We start from the raw sequence: 19,401 nt of genomic DNA on the forward strand, positions 1-19,401 counted from the left end.
CCCCGGTATTGATCGCACCCCGGGGTTCGGGCACACTCTGCGCCGCTTGCGCACCCGGAGGACCCCGCCATGCACGCCATCATGCTCAAGGCCAAACTGCACCGCGCCCAGGTGACCCACTCGGTGCTGGATTACGAGGGCTCATGCGCCATCGACGGTGACTGGCTCGACCTCGCCGGCATTCGCGAGTACGAGCAGATCCAGATCTACAACGTCGATAACGGCGAACGCTTCACCACCTACGCCATCCGCGGCGAGGAAGGCTCCCGAATCATCTCCGTCAACGGCGCCGCGGCCCACAAGGCTGGTGTCGGGCATCGCTTGATCATCTGCGCCTACGCACATTACAGCGAGGCGGAACTGGCAAACTTCAAGCCACACGTCCTTTATATGGGGGCCGACGGCGAGCTCAGCCATACCAGTAACGCCATCCCGGTGCAGGTCGCCTGACCGGTATAGAGAAATACCCAAGCCCGCCACACCACCGTGTCGCGGGCTTTTTTGTCCCTGCGGGCTTCCCAGGAGCCGGGCAAATCTGCAATGGTCCCACCCTGCGCCCTGACCAGGCTCGAACGCCGCGCTTGCGCTTCGGAACACCCCGGCGTTTTTCCAGTCTGACCAGTTCGGCGGCGCTGGATGCGCCGCGGCCGCTTCGGTCTCACCGCAGCGGTACGTGCCTGCCGCTTCAGGAAGAACGCCAGCGTGCCAGCAAGATCGAATGATTGTCGGTGACTGCATCCAGTTGCCATGCCACCCGTGCGCATGCGCGCCATAGCCAGTCCGCCAAGCAAAGGAAGCCGCACCACCATGAGCTATTACCAGACCCCTCTCGATGCTACCGGCCTGTCGTCCTGGAAGGCCTTAGAAGAACATCGCCTGAGCATGCAGAATTTCAGCATGCGCGAAGCCTTCAAAGCCGACCCGAAACGCTTCGACGAACTGTCGGCGTCCTGCTGCGGCCTGTTCCTTGACTACTCCAAGAACCTGATCACCGCCGAGACCCGTACCCTGCTGGTCAACCTCGCGCGCGAGGCCGGTGTCGAGCAGGCTGCCCGCGCGATGTTCGAGGGCGAACAAATCAATGCTTCAGAGAAGCGCCCTGTGCTGCACACCGCGCTGCGCAGGCCGATGGGTGATTCTGTGCTCGTCGATGGGCAAAACGTCATGCGCGACGTGCACGCTGCGCTGGCGCAGATGACGGACATCGTTACCCGGATCCATAACAACCTCTGGCGAGGCTTCAGCGACAAAACCATTACCGACGTCGTGAACATCGGCATCGGTGGTTCGTTTCTCGGCCCGCAGCTGGTCTCCGAGGCACTGCTGCCCTTTACCCAGCACGGCGTGCGGACGCACTACCTGGCGAATATCGACGGCAGCGAGTTCCGCGAGGTGACCGCCAAGCTCAACGTCGAGACCACGCTGTTCATCATCTCCAGCAAGACCTTCGGCACGCTTGAGACGCTGAAGAATGCACAGGCCGCGCGCAACTGGTACCTCGGCAAGGGCGGCACCGAAGAGAAGCTCTACCGCCACTTCATCGCGGTGACCAGCAACAAGCAGGCCGCGATCGAGTTTGGGATCCGCGAGAAAAACATATTCCCCATGTGGGACTGGGTCGGCGGACGCTACTCGCTGTGGTCGGCGATCGGCCTGCCCATCGCCCTGGCCATCGGCATGTCCAACTTCAAGGACCTGCTATCCGGCGCCTACAGCATGGACCAGCACTTTCTGAGCGAGCCCTTCGAAAGCAACATGCCCGTCCTGCTGGCCATGCTTGGGGTCTGGTACCACAATTTTTGGGGCGCGCAGAGCTACGCCTTCCTGCCCTATGACCACTACCTGCGCAACTTCGTCAAACACCTGCAGCAGATGGACATGGAGTCCAACGGCAAGAGCGTCCGCCAGGACGGTACGCCCGTGTCCTGCAACACCGGCCCGGTGATCTGGGGCGGGGTCGGCGCCAACGGCCAGCATGCCTACCACCAGTTGCTGCACCAGGGCACCCCGCTGATCCCTGCCGACTTCATCGTGCCAGTGGTCAGCCATAATCCCGTCGCCGATCACCACGAGTGGCTCTATGCCAATTGCCTGTCGCAGAGCCAGGCACTGATGCTGGGCAAGACCCGCAGCGAAGCCGAGGCCGAGCTGCGCGCCAAAGGCCTGAGCGAACCCGAAATCGAGCGCCTGGCACCGCACAAGGTGATCCCGGGGAACCGCCCCAGCAACACGCTCGTCATGGAAACCATCAGCCCCGGCCGCCTCGGGGCGCTGATTGCGCTCTACGAACACAAGGTATTCGTGCAAGGCGTTATCTGGGGCATCAATTCGTTCGACCAGTGGGGTGTGGAGCTCGGCAAAGAGCTTGGCAAGGCCGTCTATGGTCAGATGACCAGCTTCGATGCGCCGCCAGCCGAGGACGCTTCGACCCAAGGGCTCATCGACTTCTTCCGTGGCCGTCATCGCGGCTGACGCTTTGGCCGCTTGAGCATATCCGACCTGCCAACCGGACAGGTCGGCATCGCTGGCCTAACGCAGCCCTTTCCCGCTATGGAAGCCCTACGCCGCACCATCGAAGCCCAGGTCATGAGCCTCACTGGCCTGGCGATCGGTGGCGTGGACTACGAGAACCCACCGGGCGACCCCGGCTTGTTCGGGCCTGATTCGGTATGCTGGCGCGTCCATGGGGACTTCACGTCGATGATGGTCGGTGGTATCGCCGCGCTGTTGCTGCAGGCCCTGCACCCGCTGGCGTTGGCCGGCGTCTGGGACCACTCGAATTTTCGGGAGGACCTGCTCGGGCGGCTGCGTCGAACCGGGCAGTTCATTTCAGGCACGACCTTTGGCAGCCGGGCCGACGCACAGCGCCTGATCGAGCGTGTGCGGACGATTCACCTCAAGGTCATCGGGCAAGCGCCGGATGGCCGCCCTTACGCAGCGTACGATCCGGACCTGCTCACTTGGGTCCATGTCGCCGAAGTGAGCAACTTTCTCGAGGCACACCTGCGCTACCTCAACCCGGCGCTGCCGGGCGATGAACAGGACCGCTACTACAGCGAAGTCGCGCAGGTCGCCGAGGCGCTGGGCGCACGGAACGTGCCGCGTTCGCGCGATGCCGTCGCACGGTACCTACAGGACATACGGCCTAGCCTCCGTTGCGATGACCGCTCCCGAGAGATCGTGCGGATTCTATTCACGGCACCAGCGCCCAGTGCCCTGGCCCGTCCCTTCGGTGCGCTGATGATGCGCGCCGGCGTGGAGCTGCTGCCCGACTGGGCCCGTGAAATGCTTGGCTTGCATCAGCACCCCGTCACCCGCCAGGCGATCCGGGTAGGCGTGCGGAGCACGGCCCCGGTTCTGCGCTGGGCGGTGCGCAACGGCTCAGCGCATCGGGCGCGCAGGCGCATGGAACGGCCTGCCCACTAATGACCGAAAGCCAGGCCGCTAACCGCGACCAGCTAAGCCTGGAACCTCCTCCGACGCTCGCCACTGACGGTCCTGTCGGACACGCCCATCGACCTCTCAAGCAAAGCGTGGCGGATGACGATGCGGAGGAACCCGGCACTCGTGACATACTCCAAGGCCAGTCAACTGCCTGGAAATCCGCATCGTATGCCCAAAGGACTGAAACGCGCCCTCCTCGGCGCGGTCATGGCACTGGTCTGTTACTGCCTGCTCGGCTTTCTCATTCTGCCCGGCGTCGCACAGCGCGTGGCCAACCAACAGCTGGGGCAATACGCGACAGTTCCGGCGCACCTACAGCGAATCGAATTGAACCCGTTCAGCCTAGAGCTGTGGTTGTTCGGCCTTCGCATCGGCGAGCAGGGAAAAGAGCAGATCGGCTTCGATCATCTATACCTCGACGTCATGTGGAGCAGCCTGTGGCGTCGCGCCCTGCAAATCGCCGACACCGAGCTGACCGGGCTGCAGAGCGAGGTGCGCTTCGACGAAAACGGCACGCTCAACCTCAGCACCTTATTCGACATACCCCCATCTGATTCGCCGCCCCGCGATGACCAGGAGCCGTTTGCACTGCAGGTCGATCGGCTCGTTCTGATGCAAGGCCGGCTCCACTTTGCCGACGCCAGGCCGGACGAACCGGTGGATATCCTGCTCGACTCGCTGGACTTCGAGCTGCGTAATTTCGCCACGCGTAGCGACGCCGCCGCGAACGCCACCCTCGTTGCTGCCGGCCCCAGCGGGGCGCGCATCGAATGGAAAGGGCAGCTCAATCCGGCTCCGATCAGCTCATCGGGGCATCTGGAAATCCACAACTTGGCTTTGAAGGATCTCTGGGCCTACGCGCAAAACGCCGTACCGCTGAAACTCCAGCAAGGCCGCGCTAGCATCGGGAGCGACTATCAGCTCGACCTTTCCCAGGGCACCGAGCTGATGCTGAGCAACCTGGAATTGCAACTCGGCTCTCTCGAGTTCGCCACACAGGCTGGCGATCCACTGATGACGCTCGACGCGCTGAGCATCAGCGAAGCCTCGCTTGATCTGGCGGCCCGACGCGCAGTGATCGGTACACTGCGCAGCCGCAACCTGGAAGCCTGGGCGAGCCGGAACGAGAATGGACGCATAGACTGGCTCGAGCTCTTCGCCTCACCGGCCGAAGATACGCCAAGCGACGCAACAGCTGCGGAGCCCGGCGCCGCACAAGCCCAACCATGGCAAGTCGTGGTCAGGGACGGCGAACTGCGCGACTATCGCCTTCACCTGACGGATAAGGTGCCTGAGCAAGCCGTAACGCTCGACGTGGGTCCGCTTGGCCTCCACATTTACAACTTCGACAGCCTGGGCAAGCAGCCTTTCGGCCTTCGGCTCGAAGCGGGCGTTGGAAACCGTGGAACGCTGTTGGCCGAGGGCCGCCTCCAACTGTCGCCCGCCAGCGGGACCCTTTCGATCGAAACGCAAGATATCGACCTGAGGACTGCCCAGGCCTATCTCAGTCCCTTCGTCCACCTCGAACTGCGAAGCGGGCTCCTGTCCAGCCAACTCGACCTGGCGCTCTCGAGTACCGACCCGCTTACGTTCGAAGCCAGCGGCAGTGCTGACGTGACCCAACTGCACGCCCTCGACACCATCAACAACCGTGACCTGCTGAAGTGGCAACGGCTGCATCTTGACGGGATTCACTACCGCCACCCCCAGAGGCTGGAAATAGGCCAGGTTGCACTGGCCCAGCCTTACGCGCGCTTCATCATCAACCCCGACCTGACGACCAACATCAATGATCTGCTCGTCGACAAACCAGCTGCCAATGGCGCCGGCAGCGATGCCCGCGAAGGCGACACCGCTCCGTTGGCGATCCGTATCGGCGGCATCAGCATCGAAGACGGGTCAGCCAACTTTTCCGATCTGAGCCTGCGACCGCCCTTCATCACTGCCGTCCAGCAACTCAATGGCTCGGTCGGCACGCTGGACAACCGGCAACAACAGCCGGCCTCGGTGAACGTCAACGGAAAGGTCGACCGTTACGCACCGGTCACCATCAAGGGCAGCCTTACGCCCTTTGACCCCTTGCAGAGCCTGGATCTGGCCACCAGCTTCCGGCAGGTCGAGCTGACCACGCTGTCACCCTATTCCAGCAAGTTCGCCGGCTACCGCATCCGCAAGGGCCGCATGGATCTGGATCTGCATTACCGGATCAACCAAGGTCAACTGAATGCGGAAAACAAAGTCGTGCTGCAGCAGCTGCAGCTAGGGGAAAAGGTCGACAGCCCACAGGCCGTGGACCTGCCAATACGCCTCGCAGTGGCGTTGCTGAAAGACAGCAAAGGCACGATCGCGCTGGAGCTACCGGTGCAGGGCAACCTCAACAACCCCGAATTCGATGTCATGCCGATCGTCTGGCAGACGCTACGCAATCTGGTCACCCGTGCAGCGAAGGCACCCTTCAGGTTTCTCGGCGGCCTTGTCGGCGGTAAGCAGGCCGATCTGGACAAGGTGCGTTTCGCACCCGGCAGTAGCGAACTGAGCCAAGAAGCCCGCTCGAACCTGGACACGCTTGGCCGGGCACTTAACGAACGCCCTGTATTGCGCCTGGAGATCGAAGGTCAGAGCTCACCGGAGATGGATGGACCGCTACTGGCCGAGCAATGGCTGACGCGCGAATACCAGCAAACCCAATACAACATGCTGCAGCGCAGCGGCGAAACCGTGCCTGCCGACCCCGCCGAACTCCAAGTCAGCGAAGACAGCAAACCGGCGCTGCTCGAAGGAATCTACCGAAGCCGTTTGAAACAGCAGCCGCCGGCAGAATGGGCCGAACTCGACGAAGCGGCCCGCAGCGCTCGTATGCGCGAAGCGATACTGGCTAGCCGGGCTGACAGCCCAGCCCTGCTACGCCGCCTGAGCCGTGAACGCGCCAGCGCAATCAAGGATTATTTGGTCGACCAGGCTGGGCTCGCAGATGCCCGGTTGTACCTGCTCGACACGGGCATCACTGAAGCCGGGGATAACGGCATGGTTCCCACCACCCTGCATCTTGGAGCGGAATGAGATGAGATGGACTACTCGCTACGCCTGGCCAGCCTGCTGCATACTGGCCCTCCCGATGGCCTCGGCCGAGACGCTACGCTGCGGTAGTCAACTGGTTAACACCGGTGACCGCGCCTTCGAAGTCGAACGCCGATGCGGCCCTCCCGTTCAACGCGATGTCCTCGGCTACACCCTGGGGCCGCATGGCCGGGAGGAGCTGTTGATCGAGGAATGGGTATATGGACCGCGTAATGGGGCGCTGAAGATCCTGACGTTCCAGGGCAACCGCCTCACTAACATTGAATCGCGCCGCTCGCGCTGAGAAGGAACCCACATGAAACCTGGATACACACTCGCCCTGCTGGGCACGCTATTGCTCGCCGAGCCGGCGCTGGCGTCATCCACCTACCGCTGCAACAGCACCTTGGTCAGCGTGGGCGCCTCGACCAGTGAGGTTCGGAGCAAGTGTGGCAACCCAGCGGATGCTGCCATCATCGGCCTCAAGGAACGCGTCGACGAACAGGGATTCCGCCAAGAGGTGCAGGTTGAGGAATGGACCTACGGGCCGAGCAACGGGATGTATCACTACCTACGCTTCGAAGGAAATCGCCTGCAGGACATCGAAAGCCAGCGCGGGCGCTGAGCAGAAACGAAGAACCCCACGCAAGGTGGGGTTCTGGAAGGCACCGCTAGAACTTAGTCGGCCGCTTTGAGGCCGTCAGCAGCGACCTCGCGAACGCCTTCGATAGACTTGGCTTTGCTGATCGCAGCTTCGCGCTCAGCCTCGGTGGCCACAGTGCCGGATAGCGACACGACACCATTTTTGGTTTCCACTTCGATATCCATGCCGGGAGTTGCGTCTTCGGCAAGAAGGGTCGACTTCACTTTGGTGGTGATCCAGGTATCGGAGGTTGCGTCCGCTGCCTGATCCATCTTGTCATTGGCGGCCAGCATAACGGTGTCTGTCTTATCCCAAGCCGGGGCTTCATCTGCGAGGGCAGCGCCGGCGAATGGCAAGCTCAGAGCAGCGGCAACAGCGACGGCGGTAAGCGAGTTCTGGATCGTTTTCATAGTGGCACTCCTGTTTTCGTATGGGCTGCGGCTTGACTCCGACCGCAGTTGCATACTTCTTATCGCAACCGGCGTGCCACGTTTCGCTGAAATAAAAAACCATCAAAATCAATATCTTAATAACAATAACTAGCTATGCGCCACTAGCATGATGCAAGTTACGGCGATTTAGAGCATGCATTCTGCATGGTACCGTTCGGTTCGGTACGCCCATCTCCTATCTTTTCTGACTCAAAAAAAACCCGCATCTTTCGATGCGGGCCTTTCATACCGTTCCCCGCCGTGGGCGGGCGATCAGGCGTAACAGCTTAGGCGCCCGACGCTTCCGCAGCGGCGACGTCCTTGATGGACAGCTTGATGCGGCCGCGGTTGTCCACGTCCAATACCAGCACCTTCACTTCCTGACCTTCTTTCAACACGTCGGTAACCTTCTCCACGCGCTGGTCGCTCAGCATCGAGATATGCACCAGACCATCCTTGCCCGGCAGAATGTTCACGAAGGCGCCGAAATCGACGATTCGCTCGACCTTGCCCACGTAGATCTTGCCGACTTCGGCTTCAGCGGTGATACCGAGCACACGCTGCCTGGCTGCTTCCGCTGCTTCCTTGGTTTCACCAAAGATCTTGATGGACCCATCGTCCTCGATGTCGATCGACGCGTTGGTTTCCTCGCAGATGCTGCGGATCGTTGCGCCACCCTTGCCGATGACGTCACGAATCTTGTCTTGGTCGATCTTCATCGCGATCATTGTCGGCGCGTTCGCCGACAGCTCGCTGCGCGACTGCGCGATGACTTGGTTCATCTGCCCGAGAATGTTCTGGCGGGCTTCGAGGGCTTGGCCCAGGGCGATCTCCATGATCTCCTCGGTGATGCCCTGAATCTTGATGTCCATCTGCAGCGCCGTGACGCCATTGACGGTACCGGCAACCTTGAAGTCCATATCGCCGAGATGATCTTCGTCGCCCAGGATGTCGGTCAGAACAGCGAACTTGTCGCCCTCCTTCACCAGCCCCATAGCGATACCCGCAACAGGCGCCTTCATCGGCACACCCGCGTCCATCAGAGCCAGCGATGCACCACAAACCGAAGCCATGGAGCTAGAGCCGTTCGACTCCGTGATTTCGGACACTACGCGAATGGTGTACGGGAAATCGTTGGCGTTCGGCAGCATGGCTGCCACACCACGACGGGCAAGGCGGCCATGGCCAATTTCACGACGACCGGTCGCGCCCATACGGCCGCACTCACCTACCGAATAGGGCGGGAAATTGTAGTGCAGCATGAAGGCGTCCTTCTTCTCGCCTTCCAGCGTGTCGAGCAGTTGAGCGTCCCGAGCGGTACCCAGGGTCGCAACGACCAGCGCCTGGGTTTCGCCACGGGTGAACAGTGCCGAGCCATGGGTCTTCGGCAGTACACCGACTTCGATGTTCAGCGGACGCACGGTACGGTTGTCGCGTCCGTCGATGCGCGGCTTGCCGTTTACGATGTTTTCGCGAACGGTGCGGTATTCAATCTCGCCGAAAGCATCCTTGACCTCGGAGGCCGTAGGCTGGCCTTCTTCACGGGCAAACTTGGCCACGACCTGGTCACGCAGCTCACCCAGACGGGTGTAGCGATCCTGCTTGACGATGATGGTATAAGCCTGGGAAATGGCTTCGCCAAACTCGCTGCGGATGGAGTTCAGAAGCTCGGTGTTCTCAGCCTTCGGAGCCCACTCCCAGGTCGGCTTCGCCGCTTCGGCGGCCAGCTCGTTGACGGCCTGGATGACAGTCTGGAACTCGTCGTGAGCGAACAGCACGGCGCCCAGCATCTGGTCTTCGGTGAGCTCCTTGGCTTCGGATTCGACCATCAGTACCGCGTCCTTGGTACCAGCCACAACCATGTCCAGGCTGGACGCCTTGAGCTGCTCGTAGGTCGGGTTCAGCAAGTAGCCGGTTTCAGGGTGGAAGGCGACGCGTGCGGCACCGATCGGGCCGTTGAACGGGATGCCGGAAATCGCCAGCGCGGCGGACGTCCCGATCATCGCGGCGATGTCCGGGTCGGTCTTCTTACTGGTGGATACAACGGTGCAGATCACCTGAACTTCGTTCTGGAAACCTTCTGGGAACAACGGGCGGATCGGGCGATCGATCAGGCGCGAGGTCAAGGTTTCTTTTTCCGAGGGGCGGGCTTCACGCTTGAAGAAACCGCCCGGGATCTTGCCGGCTGCGTAGGTCTTTTCCTGATAGTGGACCGAGAGCGGGAAGAACCCCTTGCTTGGGTCTGCCGATTTGGCGCCGACGACAGTGACCAACACAGACACGTCATCATCGATGGATACCAGGACAGCGCCCGATGCCTGGCGGGCGATACGCCCGGTCTCGAGGGTTACGGTCGATTGACCGAACTGGAATTTCTTGATTACCGGATTCACGGTTATTCCTTCTCTTTGTTGCCTTTGGGGAAATGGGCAGAACGCTCGGGAATCGGCCCGATACGACCTGCAAGAAAGCCGAAAGCTGGAAGACCGAAGCTGATTGCGGGGAGTATCCCGGCTTTCAACTTCAGGCTTCCAGCTTCCGGCTTCCAGCGCGAGCGCGTCTTAGCGACGCAGACCCAGGCGACCGATCAAGGTGCTGTAACGAGTGGTGTCCTTACCTTTCAGGTAATCCAGCAGCTTGCGGCGCTGGTTAACCATGCGGATCAGGCCGCGACGGGAATGGTGATCCTTGCCGTTGGCCTTGAAGTGATCCTGCAGCTTGTTGATGTTGGCGGTCAGCAGTGCAACCTGCACTTCCGGAGAACCGGTGTCGCCTTCACCTTGCTTGTACTCGTTAACGATCTGGGCTTTTTCTTCAACGCTAAGTGCCATGATGGGCTCCTTCTTTGAACAGGCCGGGACAAGTCCCGTGTTTTAAAAGAGGCGTGACCGTGCCTGCCAACAGCCATCCTCGACGTACGCTACTACGCAGCGAACGCTTCGGTCATTCCGACCGAATCAATCGACGGGGTGCGATACGCCCGTCTTCGATCACTTCACCAATGCCGATGAAACGACCGTTGTGATCCTGTACCCGCAACATGCCGAACTTCGGCGCCTCTGGCGCCCGCACCGGCTGCCCGTGCAGCCAATAGAACGCACTATGCTCCGAGAACTGCAACAGCGGCCAATGCTCAAGCCCACTGTCGACCGGCTTTAGGAACGCGTCCACCGCCTCCGCTCCGCCCTCGGCATGCGCCTGTTCGAGCGTCTCGAGACTGACAGTCTGAGCAAGATCGAAAGGCCCGGCCTGCGTACGCCGCAGCTCAGCGACATGCGCGCCACAACCCAACTCGCGGCCTATGTCCTCGACCAGAGTCCGGATATAGGTGCCTTTGCTGCAGGTGACCGCAAGGCGCGCCTTGTCGGCGTCCAGCGACAGCAATTCCAGGCGCGCAATAGTAACAGAACGAGGCTCGCGCTCCACTACTTCACCGGCACGCGCCAACTTGTACAGCGGCTGGCCGTCGCGCTTGAGTGCCGAATACATTGGCGGCACTTGCTGTAGCTCACCGCGAAAGCGCGGCAGCAGCGCCTGGATCGACTGCTCGCTGACATCGACCAACTTGCGTTCGATTACCTCGCCCTCGGCATCGGCCGTCGTGGTCGTAACGCCCAACTGCGCAACGGTTTCGTACCCCTTGTCCGCATCGAGCAAATACTGGGAAAACTTGGTCGCCTCGCCAAAACACAACGGCAGCACGCCAGTTGCCAATGGATCGAGACTACCGGTATGCCCCGCCTTCTCGGCGTTTAGCAACCAGCGCACCTTCTGGAGGGCTGCGTTTGACGTGAACCCGCGAGGCTTGTCCAGAAGAATGATGCCGCTGACGGCGCGGCGAACACGCTTGACCTGCGCCACTCACTCGTCTCCCTTGTCGCCATGCAGGCGATCTTCCGCTACAGCGCGCTCGATCAACGAGGCGAGTTCAACACCGCGACGAACACTGGCGTCATAGTGAAAGTGCAGTTGCGGCACGGTGCGCAGCTTCATCGCCTTGCCCAGCTGCATGCGCAGGAAACCCGCTGCCTCGCTCAGTATCCGCAGGTTGGTCTTCACCGCGTCCTCATCGTCATCCTTGCCCATGACAGTGATGAAAATCTTGGCGTGAGACAGGTCGCGACTGACCTCGACGGCGGTTATCGTCACCAACCCCAAGCGCGGGTCTTTGACTTCACGTTGAATCAGCAGCGCCAGTTCGCGCTGCATCTGGTCACCGATACGCTGGGTACGGCTGAATTCTTTGGCCATTAAATCTGCCTCGAGCAGCAAGCTGCCGAATGGTGAAAAACGATGCACTGCAAAGGCAAACGGCAAGCGACCAGGGCTTCCCCTCGACGCTTGCCGCCTCTGCCCGCAACTGCTGTTTAGAGCGAACGTGCCACTTCGACTTTCTCGAACACCTCGATCTTGTCGCCAGCTTTCACGTCGTTATAGCTCTTCACCGCAATACCGCACTCCATTCCAGCGCGCACTTCGGCCACGTCATCCTTGAAGCGACGCAGCGATTCGAGTTCGCCCTCGAAGATGACCACATCGTCGCGCAGAACGCGGATCGGACGGTTGCGGTGCACCATGCCCTCGATGACCATGCAGCCTGCAACAGCGCCGAATTTCGGCGAACGGAACACGTCCCGGACTTCGGCCACACCCAGGATGTTTTCCCGGACATCGCTGCCAAGCATGCCAGTGAGCGCCTTCTTGACATCTTCGATGATGTCGTAGATCACGTTGTAGTAACGCAGATCCAGGCCTTCCTGCTCGACGATCTTGCGCGCACCAGCGTCGGCACGCACGTTGAAGCCAAACAGCACGGCGTTGGATGCTAGCGCCAGGTTTGCATCACTTTCAGTGATACCACCGACGCCGCCGCCGATGACGCGAACCTGTACTTCGTCGTTACCCAGCCCACCAAGCGAGCCCTGCAGGGCTTCCAGAGAACCACGCACATCGGCTTTGAGCACGATATTGAGCGTCTTCTTCTCTTCCTGCCCCATGCTTTCGAAGATGTTCTCCAGCTTGCCGGCATGAGCGCGGGCCAGCTTGACCTCGCGGAACTTGCCCTGGCGGAACAGCGCAACCTCGCGGGCCTTCTTCTCGTCAGCCAGCACGGTCAGCTCATCGCCTGCATCCGGCGTACCGTCCAAACCGAGAATCTCGACCGGAATAGACGGACCGGCTTCTTTGATCGGCTTGCCGTTTTCGTCGAGCATGGCGCGGATGCGACCATAGTTCGAGCCCACCAGGGCCATATCGCCTTGGCGCAGCGTACCGTCCTGCACGAGCACAGTTGCCACCGGGCCACGACCTTTATCCAGGCGAGACTCGACGACGACCCCGCGGCCAGGTGCGGATGGTGTTGCAGTCAGCTCGAGTATTTCCGCCTGGAGCAGTACGGCTTCGAGCAACTCGTCGACACCAGTACCCATCTTCGCAGAGACCGAGACGAACGGCGTGTCGCCACCCCACTCTTCAGACGTCACTTCGTGGACTGACAGCTCGCTACGGATTCGGTCGAGATCCGCACCGGGCTTATCGATCTTGTTCACCGCAACCACCAGCGGCACGCCAGCAGCCTTGGCATGCTGAATGGCCTCGATGGTTTGCGGCATCACGCCATCGTCCGCAGCGACCACCAAGATCACGATGTCGGTGGCCTGGGCTCCCCGTGCGCGCATGGCGGTAAACGCCGCGTGGCCAGGAGTATCCAGGAAGGTAACCATGCCCCGATCGGTCTCGACGTGGTAGGCACCGATGTGCTGGGTGATGCCACCCGCTTCGCCCGCAGCAACCTTGGCGCGGCGGATGTAGTCGAGCAGCGAGGTCTTACCGTGGTCGACGTGGCCCATTACGGTCACAACCGGCGCCCGGGTGATCGCCTCACCTTCGAACTTCAGCATTTCGGCGAGCTGTTCTTCCAGCGCGTTGTCGCTGACGAGCTTGACCTTGTGACCGAACTCTTCAGCGATCAGCTGGGCGGTTTCCTGATCCAGCACCTGGTTGATGGTGACCGGGCTGCCCATCTTGAACATGAATTTGATGATTTCAGCAGCCTTGATCGCCATTTGCTGCGCGAGATCTGCGACCGTGATGGTTTCGCCGATTGCCACGTCGCGAACGATAGGTCCGGTCGGGCTCTGGAAACCATGCGCGTTGCGCTTCTTCAGCTTCGACTTGCCGCGCCCACCCCGACGGAAACCGTCGGCGTCGTCTTCGCCACTGCGAACGGAGCGCGACAACGGCGCCTTGCTCTTGAGCGAAGGACGATGCTGGGCCTGCTTGCGGTCGCGGCGCTCGTCGTCATCGCTACGGGACTTCTCGCTGCGACGTGGCTCTTCTTTCTTGCGCTCTTCGACAGGCGCCGCGGGCGTGACGGGCTCCGCCACCGGCGTAGGCGCAGGAGCAGCAGGCGCTGCGGTTGCGGCAGCTGCGTCTTCCTTCGCCCGACGCTCAGCTTCTCGACGTGCCTCTTCCTCGGCAAGCAAACGTGCTTCCTCAGCGGCTTTCTGCCGTGCAGCCTCTTCAGCTGCGCGCTGCTCCTCGAGTTCCCGCTGCTTCTCTGCTTCGATCTCGTCAGGGCTACGCTTGACGAAGGTCTTCTTCTTGCGAACTTCGACGCTAATGGTCTTGCTACCGCCGACCTTCAGCTTGGTGGTGGTCTTGCGCTGCAAGGTGATCTTGCGCGGCTCGTCCACCTTGGCGCCGTGGCTGCTCTTGAGGTGCGCCAACAGGGCTTGTTTCTCGTTATCGGTCACTACTTGCTCGGCGCTGGTGTGCGACAGTCCTGCCTCACGCATCTGCTGCAGCAGGCGCTCGACCGGTGTGTCGACCACCTGGGCCAGTTCTTTCACCGTGACTTGCGTCATGCATCTCTCTCCTCAGGCCGCTGGAATACTTACTCGAACCAATGGGCTCGGGCGGCCATGATCAGCTTGCCGGCACGTTCTTCATCGATGCCGTCTATGTCGAGCAGGTCGTCAATCGACTGCTCGGCCAGGTCTTCGCGGGTAATGACGCCCCGCATTGCCAACTCGACCGCCAGTTCCTTGTTCATGCCGTCCAGCTCGAGTAGATCATCGGCCGGTTGGGCGTCTGCCAGTTTCTCCTCCGTCGCGATCGCCTTGGTAAGCAAGCGATCCTTGGCGCGGGTCCGCAATTCATTGACGATGTCTTCGTCAAAGCCTTCGATGCCGAGCATCTCCTCCATCGGGACGTACGCGACCTCCTCGAGGGAGGTGAACCCTTCCTCGACGAGCACCTGAGCCAGCTCCTCGTCGACATCCAACTCTTCGATGAAGCTGCGTAGGATGTCGCCGGTTTCTTCCTGCTGCTTGGTCTGGATGTCCGCCTCGGTCATCACGTTCAGCGTCCAGCCCGTCAACTGGCTGGCCAGTCGCACGTTCTGACCACCACGGCCAATGGCCTGCGCCAGATTGTCCTCGCCAACAGCGATATCCATCGCGTGGGCATCCTCATCGACAATGATCGCAGCGACTTCAGCTGGAGCCATGGCGTTAATAACGAACTGCGCGGGATTTTCGTCCCACAGCACGATATCCACCCGCTCGCCACCAATTTCGCCAGAAACTGCCTGAACACGGGAACCTCGCATACCGATGCAGGCGCCTTGCGGATCGATACGCTTGTCCTTGGAACGGACTGCGATTTTCGCCCGCGAACCCGGATCACGCGAAGCGCCCATGACTTCAATGAGGCCTTCAGCGATTTCCGGCACTTCAATGCGGAACAGCTCAATCAACATCTGAGGCGCGGTGCGCGAAAGAATCAACTGCGGGCCACGGTTCTCAGTACGAATTTCATTGAGCAATGCCCGAACCCGAGCGCCTACCCGGAAGGTTTCGCGGGAAATGATGTCTTCGCGAGCAAGCAAGGCTTCGGCGTTATTGCCCAGGTCGACAATGACACTGTCGCGGGTCACCTTCTTTACTGTCCCGGAGATGATTTCACCAAGACGATCGCGGTAAGCCTCGACCACCTGAGCACGCTCAGCTTCACGGACCTTCTGAACGATGACCTGCTTGGCGGTCTGCGCAGCGATGCGACCGAATTCGATCGACTCGACCTTTTCTTCTAGCACGTCCCCGACCTTAGCATTGGCCTGACGGGCTTGTTCCATATCTTCCGTGAGTTGGTGCGCCGGATCGTCGAACTCTTCTTCCTCGACAACCGTCCAGCGCCGGAACGTCTCGTAACTGCCGTTGTGCCGATTGATCTCGACACGCAGGTCTACCTCGTCTTCGAACCGCTTCTTGGTAGCAGTGGCCAATGCCAGCTCCAATGCTTCGAAAATCACACCAGCCGGTACGCCTTTTTCGTTGGAGACCGACTCCACAACCAGCAGTACTTCTTTGCTCATCGTACGCCTCGCCTTTCGCAATCCATTGGGGTCCGCGGATCCGCGCTCAATCGAATCGGGGAATGATGTTGGCCTTGTCGATCAAATCGACAGGCAGGAGATACTCGTGATCATCGACCAGCACCACCACGTCCTGCTCCTCGACCCCACGGAGCAAGCCCTGAAAATTACGTCGCCCTTCGAAAGGCGACCGTAGCTTGATTTTCACCTGGTCGCCGACATGCGCCGCGTACTGCTCGAGCGTGAACAACGGCCGGTCCATCCCGGGAGACGAAACTTCAAGCGTGTAATCCGTGCTGATAGGGTCCTCTACATCGAGGACGCCGCTCAATTGCCGGCTGACCTTCTCGCAGTCATCGACCTGAATGCCGTTTGGGTGATCGATATAAATCCGCAGCAGCGAATGACGACCTTGCGAGATGAACTCGATACCCCAGCACTGGTAATCGAGCGCCTCGACCACTGGGGCCAACAAGGCCTGCAACTGTTCTAGCTTGCTCGACATCGAAGTCCCTCGTGCATGCCGTAAAAATGAAAAATGGGCGAAACGCCCATCCCTATTGACCGCCTGTAGAAATGCCGGCGACCTGGCTCGAAACAATAAAAAGCCCCTCGATAGGGGCTTCTCATCACTGGTTGCGGGGGCTGGATTTGAACCAACGACCTTCGGGTTATGAGCCCGACGAGCTACCAGACTGCTCCACCCCGCGTCAAACTGGGCACGAATTATACGACCGCACTTGACCAAAGGTCAACCAATAACATTAGAAACAAGAAAGCCCGCATCTGCGGGCCTGCTTGTTTGGTACCGAGGAGGGGACTCGAACCCCTACAGCCTATGGCCACTACCACCTCAAGGTAGCGTGTCTACCAATTCCACCACCTCGGCAAAAACCTTACTTCTGCTCCTCAATCTGCGGAACTTCGTCAGCAGGAGAAGTAGACGGCGCGGACTCGAGGACAGGTACATCACCCTCTTCCGCTTTATTAGCCGGAACCTCAAGAACCGCAGGATCCGGCAAACCTTCCTGAGACAGACGACCTGCTTGCTGTGCAGCGAAGAAGCCAAGCCCAAGACTGGTCATAAAAAAAACGCCCGCCAGTATAGCAGTAAACCGACTAAGAAAGGTAGCAGAACCTTGGCTTCCAAAAACGGTTGCAGAAGCACCCGAACCAAAAGAAGCACCTGCATCTGCGCCCTTTCCTTGCTGCAGCAACACCAACGCAACCACACCGATGGCAACCAGCAGATGCACCACAATCACAACAGTCTGCAACATCTGATCAGCCCCCAGCAGCCCGACAAATCGAGCCGAATTCGTTCGCTTTCAACGAGGCGCCACCGATCAGCCCCCCATCGATATCCGCCATACCGAAAAGCTCTCCGGCGTTTTCGGCCTTGACGCTCCCGCCGTACAAAAGCCGGATACCAGCGGCGACCCCGCGATCTTCACGAGCCAGCCGCTCACGAATGGCGGCATGCACCTCTTGGGCCTGAGCCGGTGTAGCCGTCAGCCCCGAACCGATAGCCCATACAGGCTCATACGCCACAACCGCACCTGCGAAAGCCTCGATACCTGCGACATCCAGGACCTTTGTCAGCTGTCGGTCCACCACATCAAGCGTCTTACCGGATTCACGCTCTTCCAGCGTTTCACCCAGACACAACACAGGGGTCAGGCCGCAATCAAGTGATGCCACAAACTTCCGACCTACCGCCTCGTCGCTTTCGCCCAGAACCAGGCGTCGCTCGGAGTGACCTACCAGAACCCATTTGCAGCCAGCATCCACCAACTGCTCAGGCGATACCTCGCCGGTCAACGCACCAAACCCAATTTGCCCAGCGCAATTCTGCGCACCTACGGCAATCGGCCGACCGCTCAGCCCGGCGACCACCTGCGCGATATGCACGCAAGAGGGAAATACCACAACCTCTACCGAAGCAGGAAGCTCCTGCTCACTCAACGAGACCATCAACTCAGCGACGCTGGCGCGGGTACCGTTCATTTTCCAGTTACCAGCTACCAATGGGCGACGCATCGTTTACCTCGTCGGTCAAAGTGGGCGCAGATGGTACTCAAGGAAAAACCGTCTGGCAAGCGCGATCACGCACAAACTTTTTTGACGACATCTGCCAGCTCCTGAGCGTAGCCACGCACCTGAGCCTCATCATCGCCCTCCACCATCACGCGCACCAGCGGCTCAGTGCCGGACTTGCGGAGAAGCACCCGACCGCGCCCAGCCATTCGCTGTGTAACACTGTCGCAAGCAGACTGAACCTTTGGGTCACCAATAGGATCATGCGAGCCGGCGAGACGGACGTTGATCAACACTTGCGGGCATTTCTTCAATGCGAGACGAGCCTGCGCCAAGCTTTGATCGCGGTGCCGCAGCGCCAGGAGGACCTGCAGCGCGGCGATAATGGCGTCGCCTGTAGTAACGTGCTGAGCACACACGATATGCCCTGAATTCTCGCCACCAAGCACCCACTGACGATCCAGCATCTCGGCCATGACGTATCGATCTCCGACCTTGGCGCGCGTGAAGGGAATCTCACGGTCCTTGAGTGCCAGCTCAAGCCCTAGATTGCTCATAAGCGTGCCGACGACGCCGCCCTTCAGTCGACCTCGATCCTGTAGATCTGAAGCGATGATGTATAGCAGCTCGTCACCGTCGACCTGGGCGCCGGTATGATCGACCATCATTACGCGGTCGCCATCACCATCGAACGCGATACCCAAGTCAGCCCCATGCTCGACGACCGCCTTCTGCAACTGCTCGACGTGGGTCGAACCAACGCCTGCATTGATGTTCAAGCCATCGGGCTGTGCCGCCGTTACAACCACGTCAGCCCCCAGCTCCCGGAATACACTGGGCGCAACTTTGTAGGTTGCGCCGTGCGCGCAGTCCAAGACGACTTTAAGGCCCGCAAAGTCAGTACTGGTCGGGACGCTGCTCTTACAAAACTCAATGTAGCGCCCGGCGGCGTCGTTGATACGCGACGCCTTGCCCAACTGCGCGGAATCCACGACAGTCATCGGCGCATCCAGCAGCTCCTCGATCATCAGTTCGACTTCATCGGGCAACTTGGTCCCGCGTCCGGAAAAGAACTTGATGCCATTGTCGTGATGAGGGTTGTGGGACGCACTGATCACAATCCCTGCATCCGCATGGAAGGTCCGGGTCAGGTAAGCGACCGCAGGCGTCGGCATCGGGCCGAGAAGCAGCACGTCGGCACCGGCAGCCGAGAGCCCCGCTTGCAACGCCGACTCGAACATATAGCCGGATATTCGCGTGTCCTTACCGATCAAAATCCGGCACTTCCCCTGCTTGCGGAACGCCATACCCGCCGCCCATCCCAGCTTGAGCATAAAATCAGGCGTGATCGGAAACTGACCAACGTGCCCACGAATGCCGTCGGTTCCAAAATATTTTCTGCTCATGTCTAT

The 19,401-nt window shown here is 60.3% G+C and carries 17 protein-coding genes and 2 tRNA genes; 6 read left to right on the forward strand and 13 right to left on the reverse strand.

Features of this window, described 5'->3' with window-relative positions; all coding sequences use genetic code 11:
• Window positions 1-69 precede the first annotated feature (69 nt).
• From panD to M1D78_RS16525, 6 genes are all read left to right on the forward strand, one after another.
• Entirely contained in the window at window positions 70-450 is a 381-nt protein-coding gene (gene panD, locus M1D78_RS16500) for an aspartate 1-decarboxylase (protein ID WP_437421070.1), read from the forward strand.
• 357 nt (window positions 451-807) lie between these two features.
• Window positions 808-2,472, forward strand: a complete 1,665-nt coding sequence (gene pgi, locus M1D78_RS16505) for a glucose-6-phosphate isomerase (RefSeq protein ID WP_437421071.1) — start codon at window positions 808-810, stop codon at window positions 2,470-2,472.
• A gap of 78 nt (window positions 2,473-2,550) precedes the next feature.
• Window positions 2,551-3,426: an oxygenase MpaB family protein gene (locus M1D78_RS16510; RefSeq protein WP_437421335.1), complete on the forward strand. Its 876-nt coding sequence runs from the start codon at window positions 2,551-2,553 to the stop codon at window positions 3,424-3,426.
• A gap of 186 nt (window positions 3,427-3,612) precedes the next feature.
• Window positions 3,613-6,504 carry a DUF748 domain-containing protein gene (locus M1D78_RS16515; protein ID WP_437421072.1) on the forward strand — a complete coding sequence of 964 codons (2,892 nt, stop codon included), beginning with the start codon at window positions 3,613-3,615 and terminating at the stop codon, window positions 6,502-6,504.
• Window position 6,505: 1 nt separating this feature from the next.
• Entirely contained in the window at window positions 6,506-6,805 is a 300-nt protein-coding gene (locus M1D78_RS16520; RefSeq protein ID WP_437421073.1) for a DUF2845 domain-containing protein, read from the forward strand.
• 12 nt (window positions 6,806-6,817) lie between these two features.
• Window positions 6,818-7,126 carry a DUF2845 domain-containing protein gene (locus M1D78_RS16525; RefSeq protein ID WP_437421074.1) on the forward strand — a complete coding sequence of 103 codons (309 nt, stop codon included), beginning with the start codon at window positions 6,818-6,820 and terminating at the stop codon, window positions 7,124-7,126.
• A gap of 53 nt (window positions 7,127-7,179) precedes the next feature.
• Here M1D78_RS16525 and M1D78_RS16530 read toward each other — a convergent pair whose 3' ends face one another.
• The 13 genes from M1D78_RS16530 to glmM form a co-directional block, all read right to left on the reverse strand.
• On the reverse strand, window positions 7,180-7,554 hold the full coding sequence (locus M1D78_RS16530) for a BON domain-containing protein (RefSeq protein ID WP_437421075.1): 375 nt from the start codon (window positions 7,552-7,554) through the stop codon (window positions 7,180-7,182).
• Window positions 7,555-7,862: 308 nt separating this feature from the next.
• Window positions 7,863-9,968 carry a polyribonucleotide nucleotidyltransferase gene (gene pnp, locus M1D78_RS16535; RefSeq protein WP_437421076.1) on the reverse strand — a complete coding sequence of 702 codons (2,106 nt, stop codon included), beginning with the start codon at window positions 9,966-9,968 and terminating at the stop codon, window positions 7,863-7,865.
• Between the two features lie 168 nt (window positions 9,969-10,136).
• Window positions 10,137-10,406, reverse strand: coding sequence for a 30S ribosomal protein S15 (gene rpsO, locus M1D78_RS16540; protein ID WP_437421077.1), 270 nt, complete (start codon window positions 10,404-10,406; stop codon window positions 10,137-10,139).
• A gap of 112 nt (window positions 10,407-10,518) precedes the next feature.
• Window positions 10,519-11,436, reverse strand: a complete 918-nt coding sequence (gene truB / locus M1D78_RS16545; protein WP_437421078.1) for a tRNA pseudouridine(55) synthase TruB — start codon at window positions 11,434-11,436, stop codon at window positions 10,519-10,521.
• Complete coding sequence (gene rbfA / locus M1D78_RS16550; RefSeq protein WP_437421079.1) at window positions 11,437-11,826, reverse strand: 30S ribosome-binding factor RbfA; 390 nt, start codon at window positions 11,824-11,826, stop codon at window positions 11,437-11,439. It abuts the gene before it with no gap.
• A 116-nt stretch (window positions 11,827-11,942) separates the two neighbouring features.
• Window positions 11,943-14,441: a translation initiation factor IF-2 gene (gene infB / locus M1D78_RS16555; RefSeq protein WP_437421080.1), complete on the reverse strand. Its 2,499-nt coding sequence runs from the start codon at window positions 14,439-14,441 to the stop codon at window positions 11,943-11,945.
• A 29-nt stretch (window positions 14,442-14,470) separates the two neighbouring features.
• Window positions 14,471-15,952: a transcription termination factor NusA gene (gene nusA, locus M1D78_RS16560; protein WP_437421081.1), complete on the reverse strand. Its 1,482-nt coding sequence runs from the start codon at window positions 15,950-15,952 to the stop codon at window positions 14,471-14,473.
• Window positions 15,953-15,998: 46 nt separating this feature from the next.
• The gene (gene rimP / locus M1D78_RS16565) at window positions 15,999-16,457 is read right to left on the reverse strand and encodes a ribosome maturation factor RimP (RefSeq protein ID WP_437421082.1); all 459 of its coding nucleotides are present in this window, start codon (window positions 16,455-16,457) and stop codon (window positions 15,999-16,001) included.
• A 128-nt stretch (window positions 16,458-16,585) separates the two neighbouring features.
• Window positions 16,586-16,662: transfer RNA gene (locus M1D78_RS16570), tRNA-Met, on the reverse strand.
• Between the two features lie 93 nt (window positions 16,663-16,755).
• Window positions 16,756-16,841: transfer RNA gene (locus M1D78_RS16575), tRNA-Leu, on the reverse strand.
• 7 nt (window positions 16,842-16,848) lie between these two features.
• A complete protein-coding gene (gene secG, locus M1D78_RS16580; protein WP_437421083.1) occupies window positions 16,849-17,232 on the reverse strand; it encodes a preprotein translocase subunit SecG in 384 nt (127 codons plus the stop codon).
• Window positions 17,233-17,236: 4 nt separating this feature from the next.
• Window positions 17,237-17,992, reverse strand: coding sequence for a triose-phosphate isomerase (gene tpiA / locus M1D78_RS16585; RefSeq protein WP_437421084.1), 756 nt, complete (start codon window positions 17,990-17,992; stop codon window positions 17,237-17,239).
• A gap of 65 nt (window positions 17,993-18,057) precedes the next feature.
• Entirely contained in the window at window positions 18,058-19,395 is a 1,338-nt protein-coding gene (glmM, locus tag M1D78_RS16590; protein ID WP_437421085.1) for a phosphoglucosamine mutase, read from the reverse strand.
• Window positions 19,396-19,401: the final 6 nt, after the last annotated feature.

It is taken from the genome of Pseudomonas sp. SA195 (assembly GCF_054131565.1).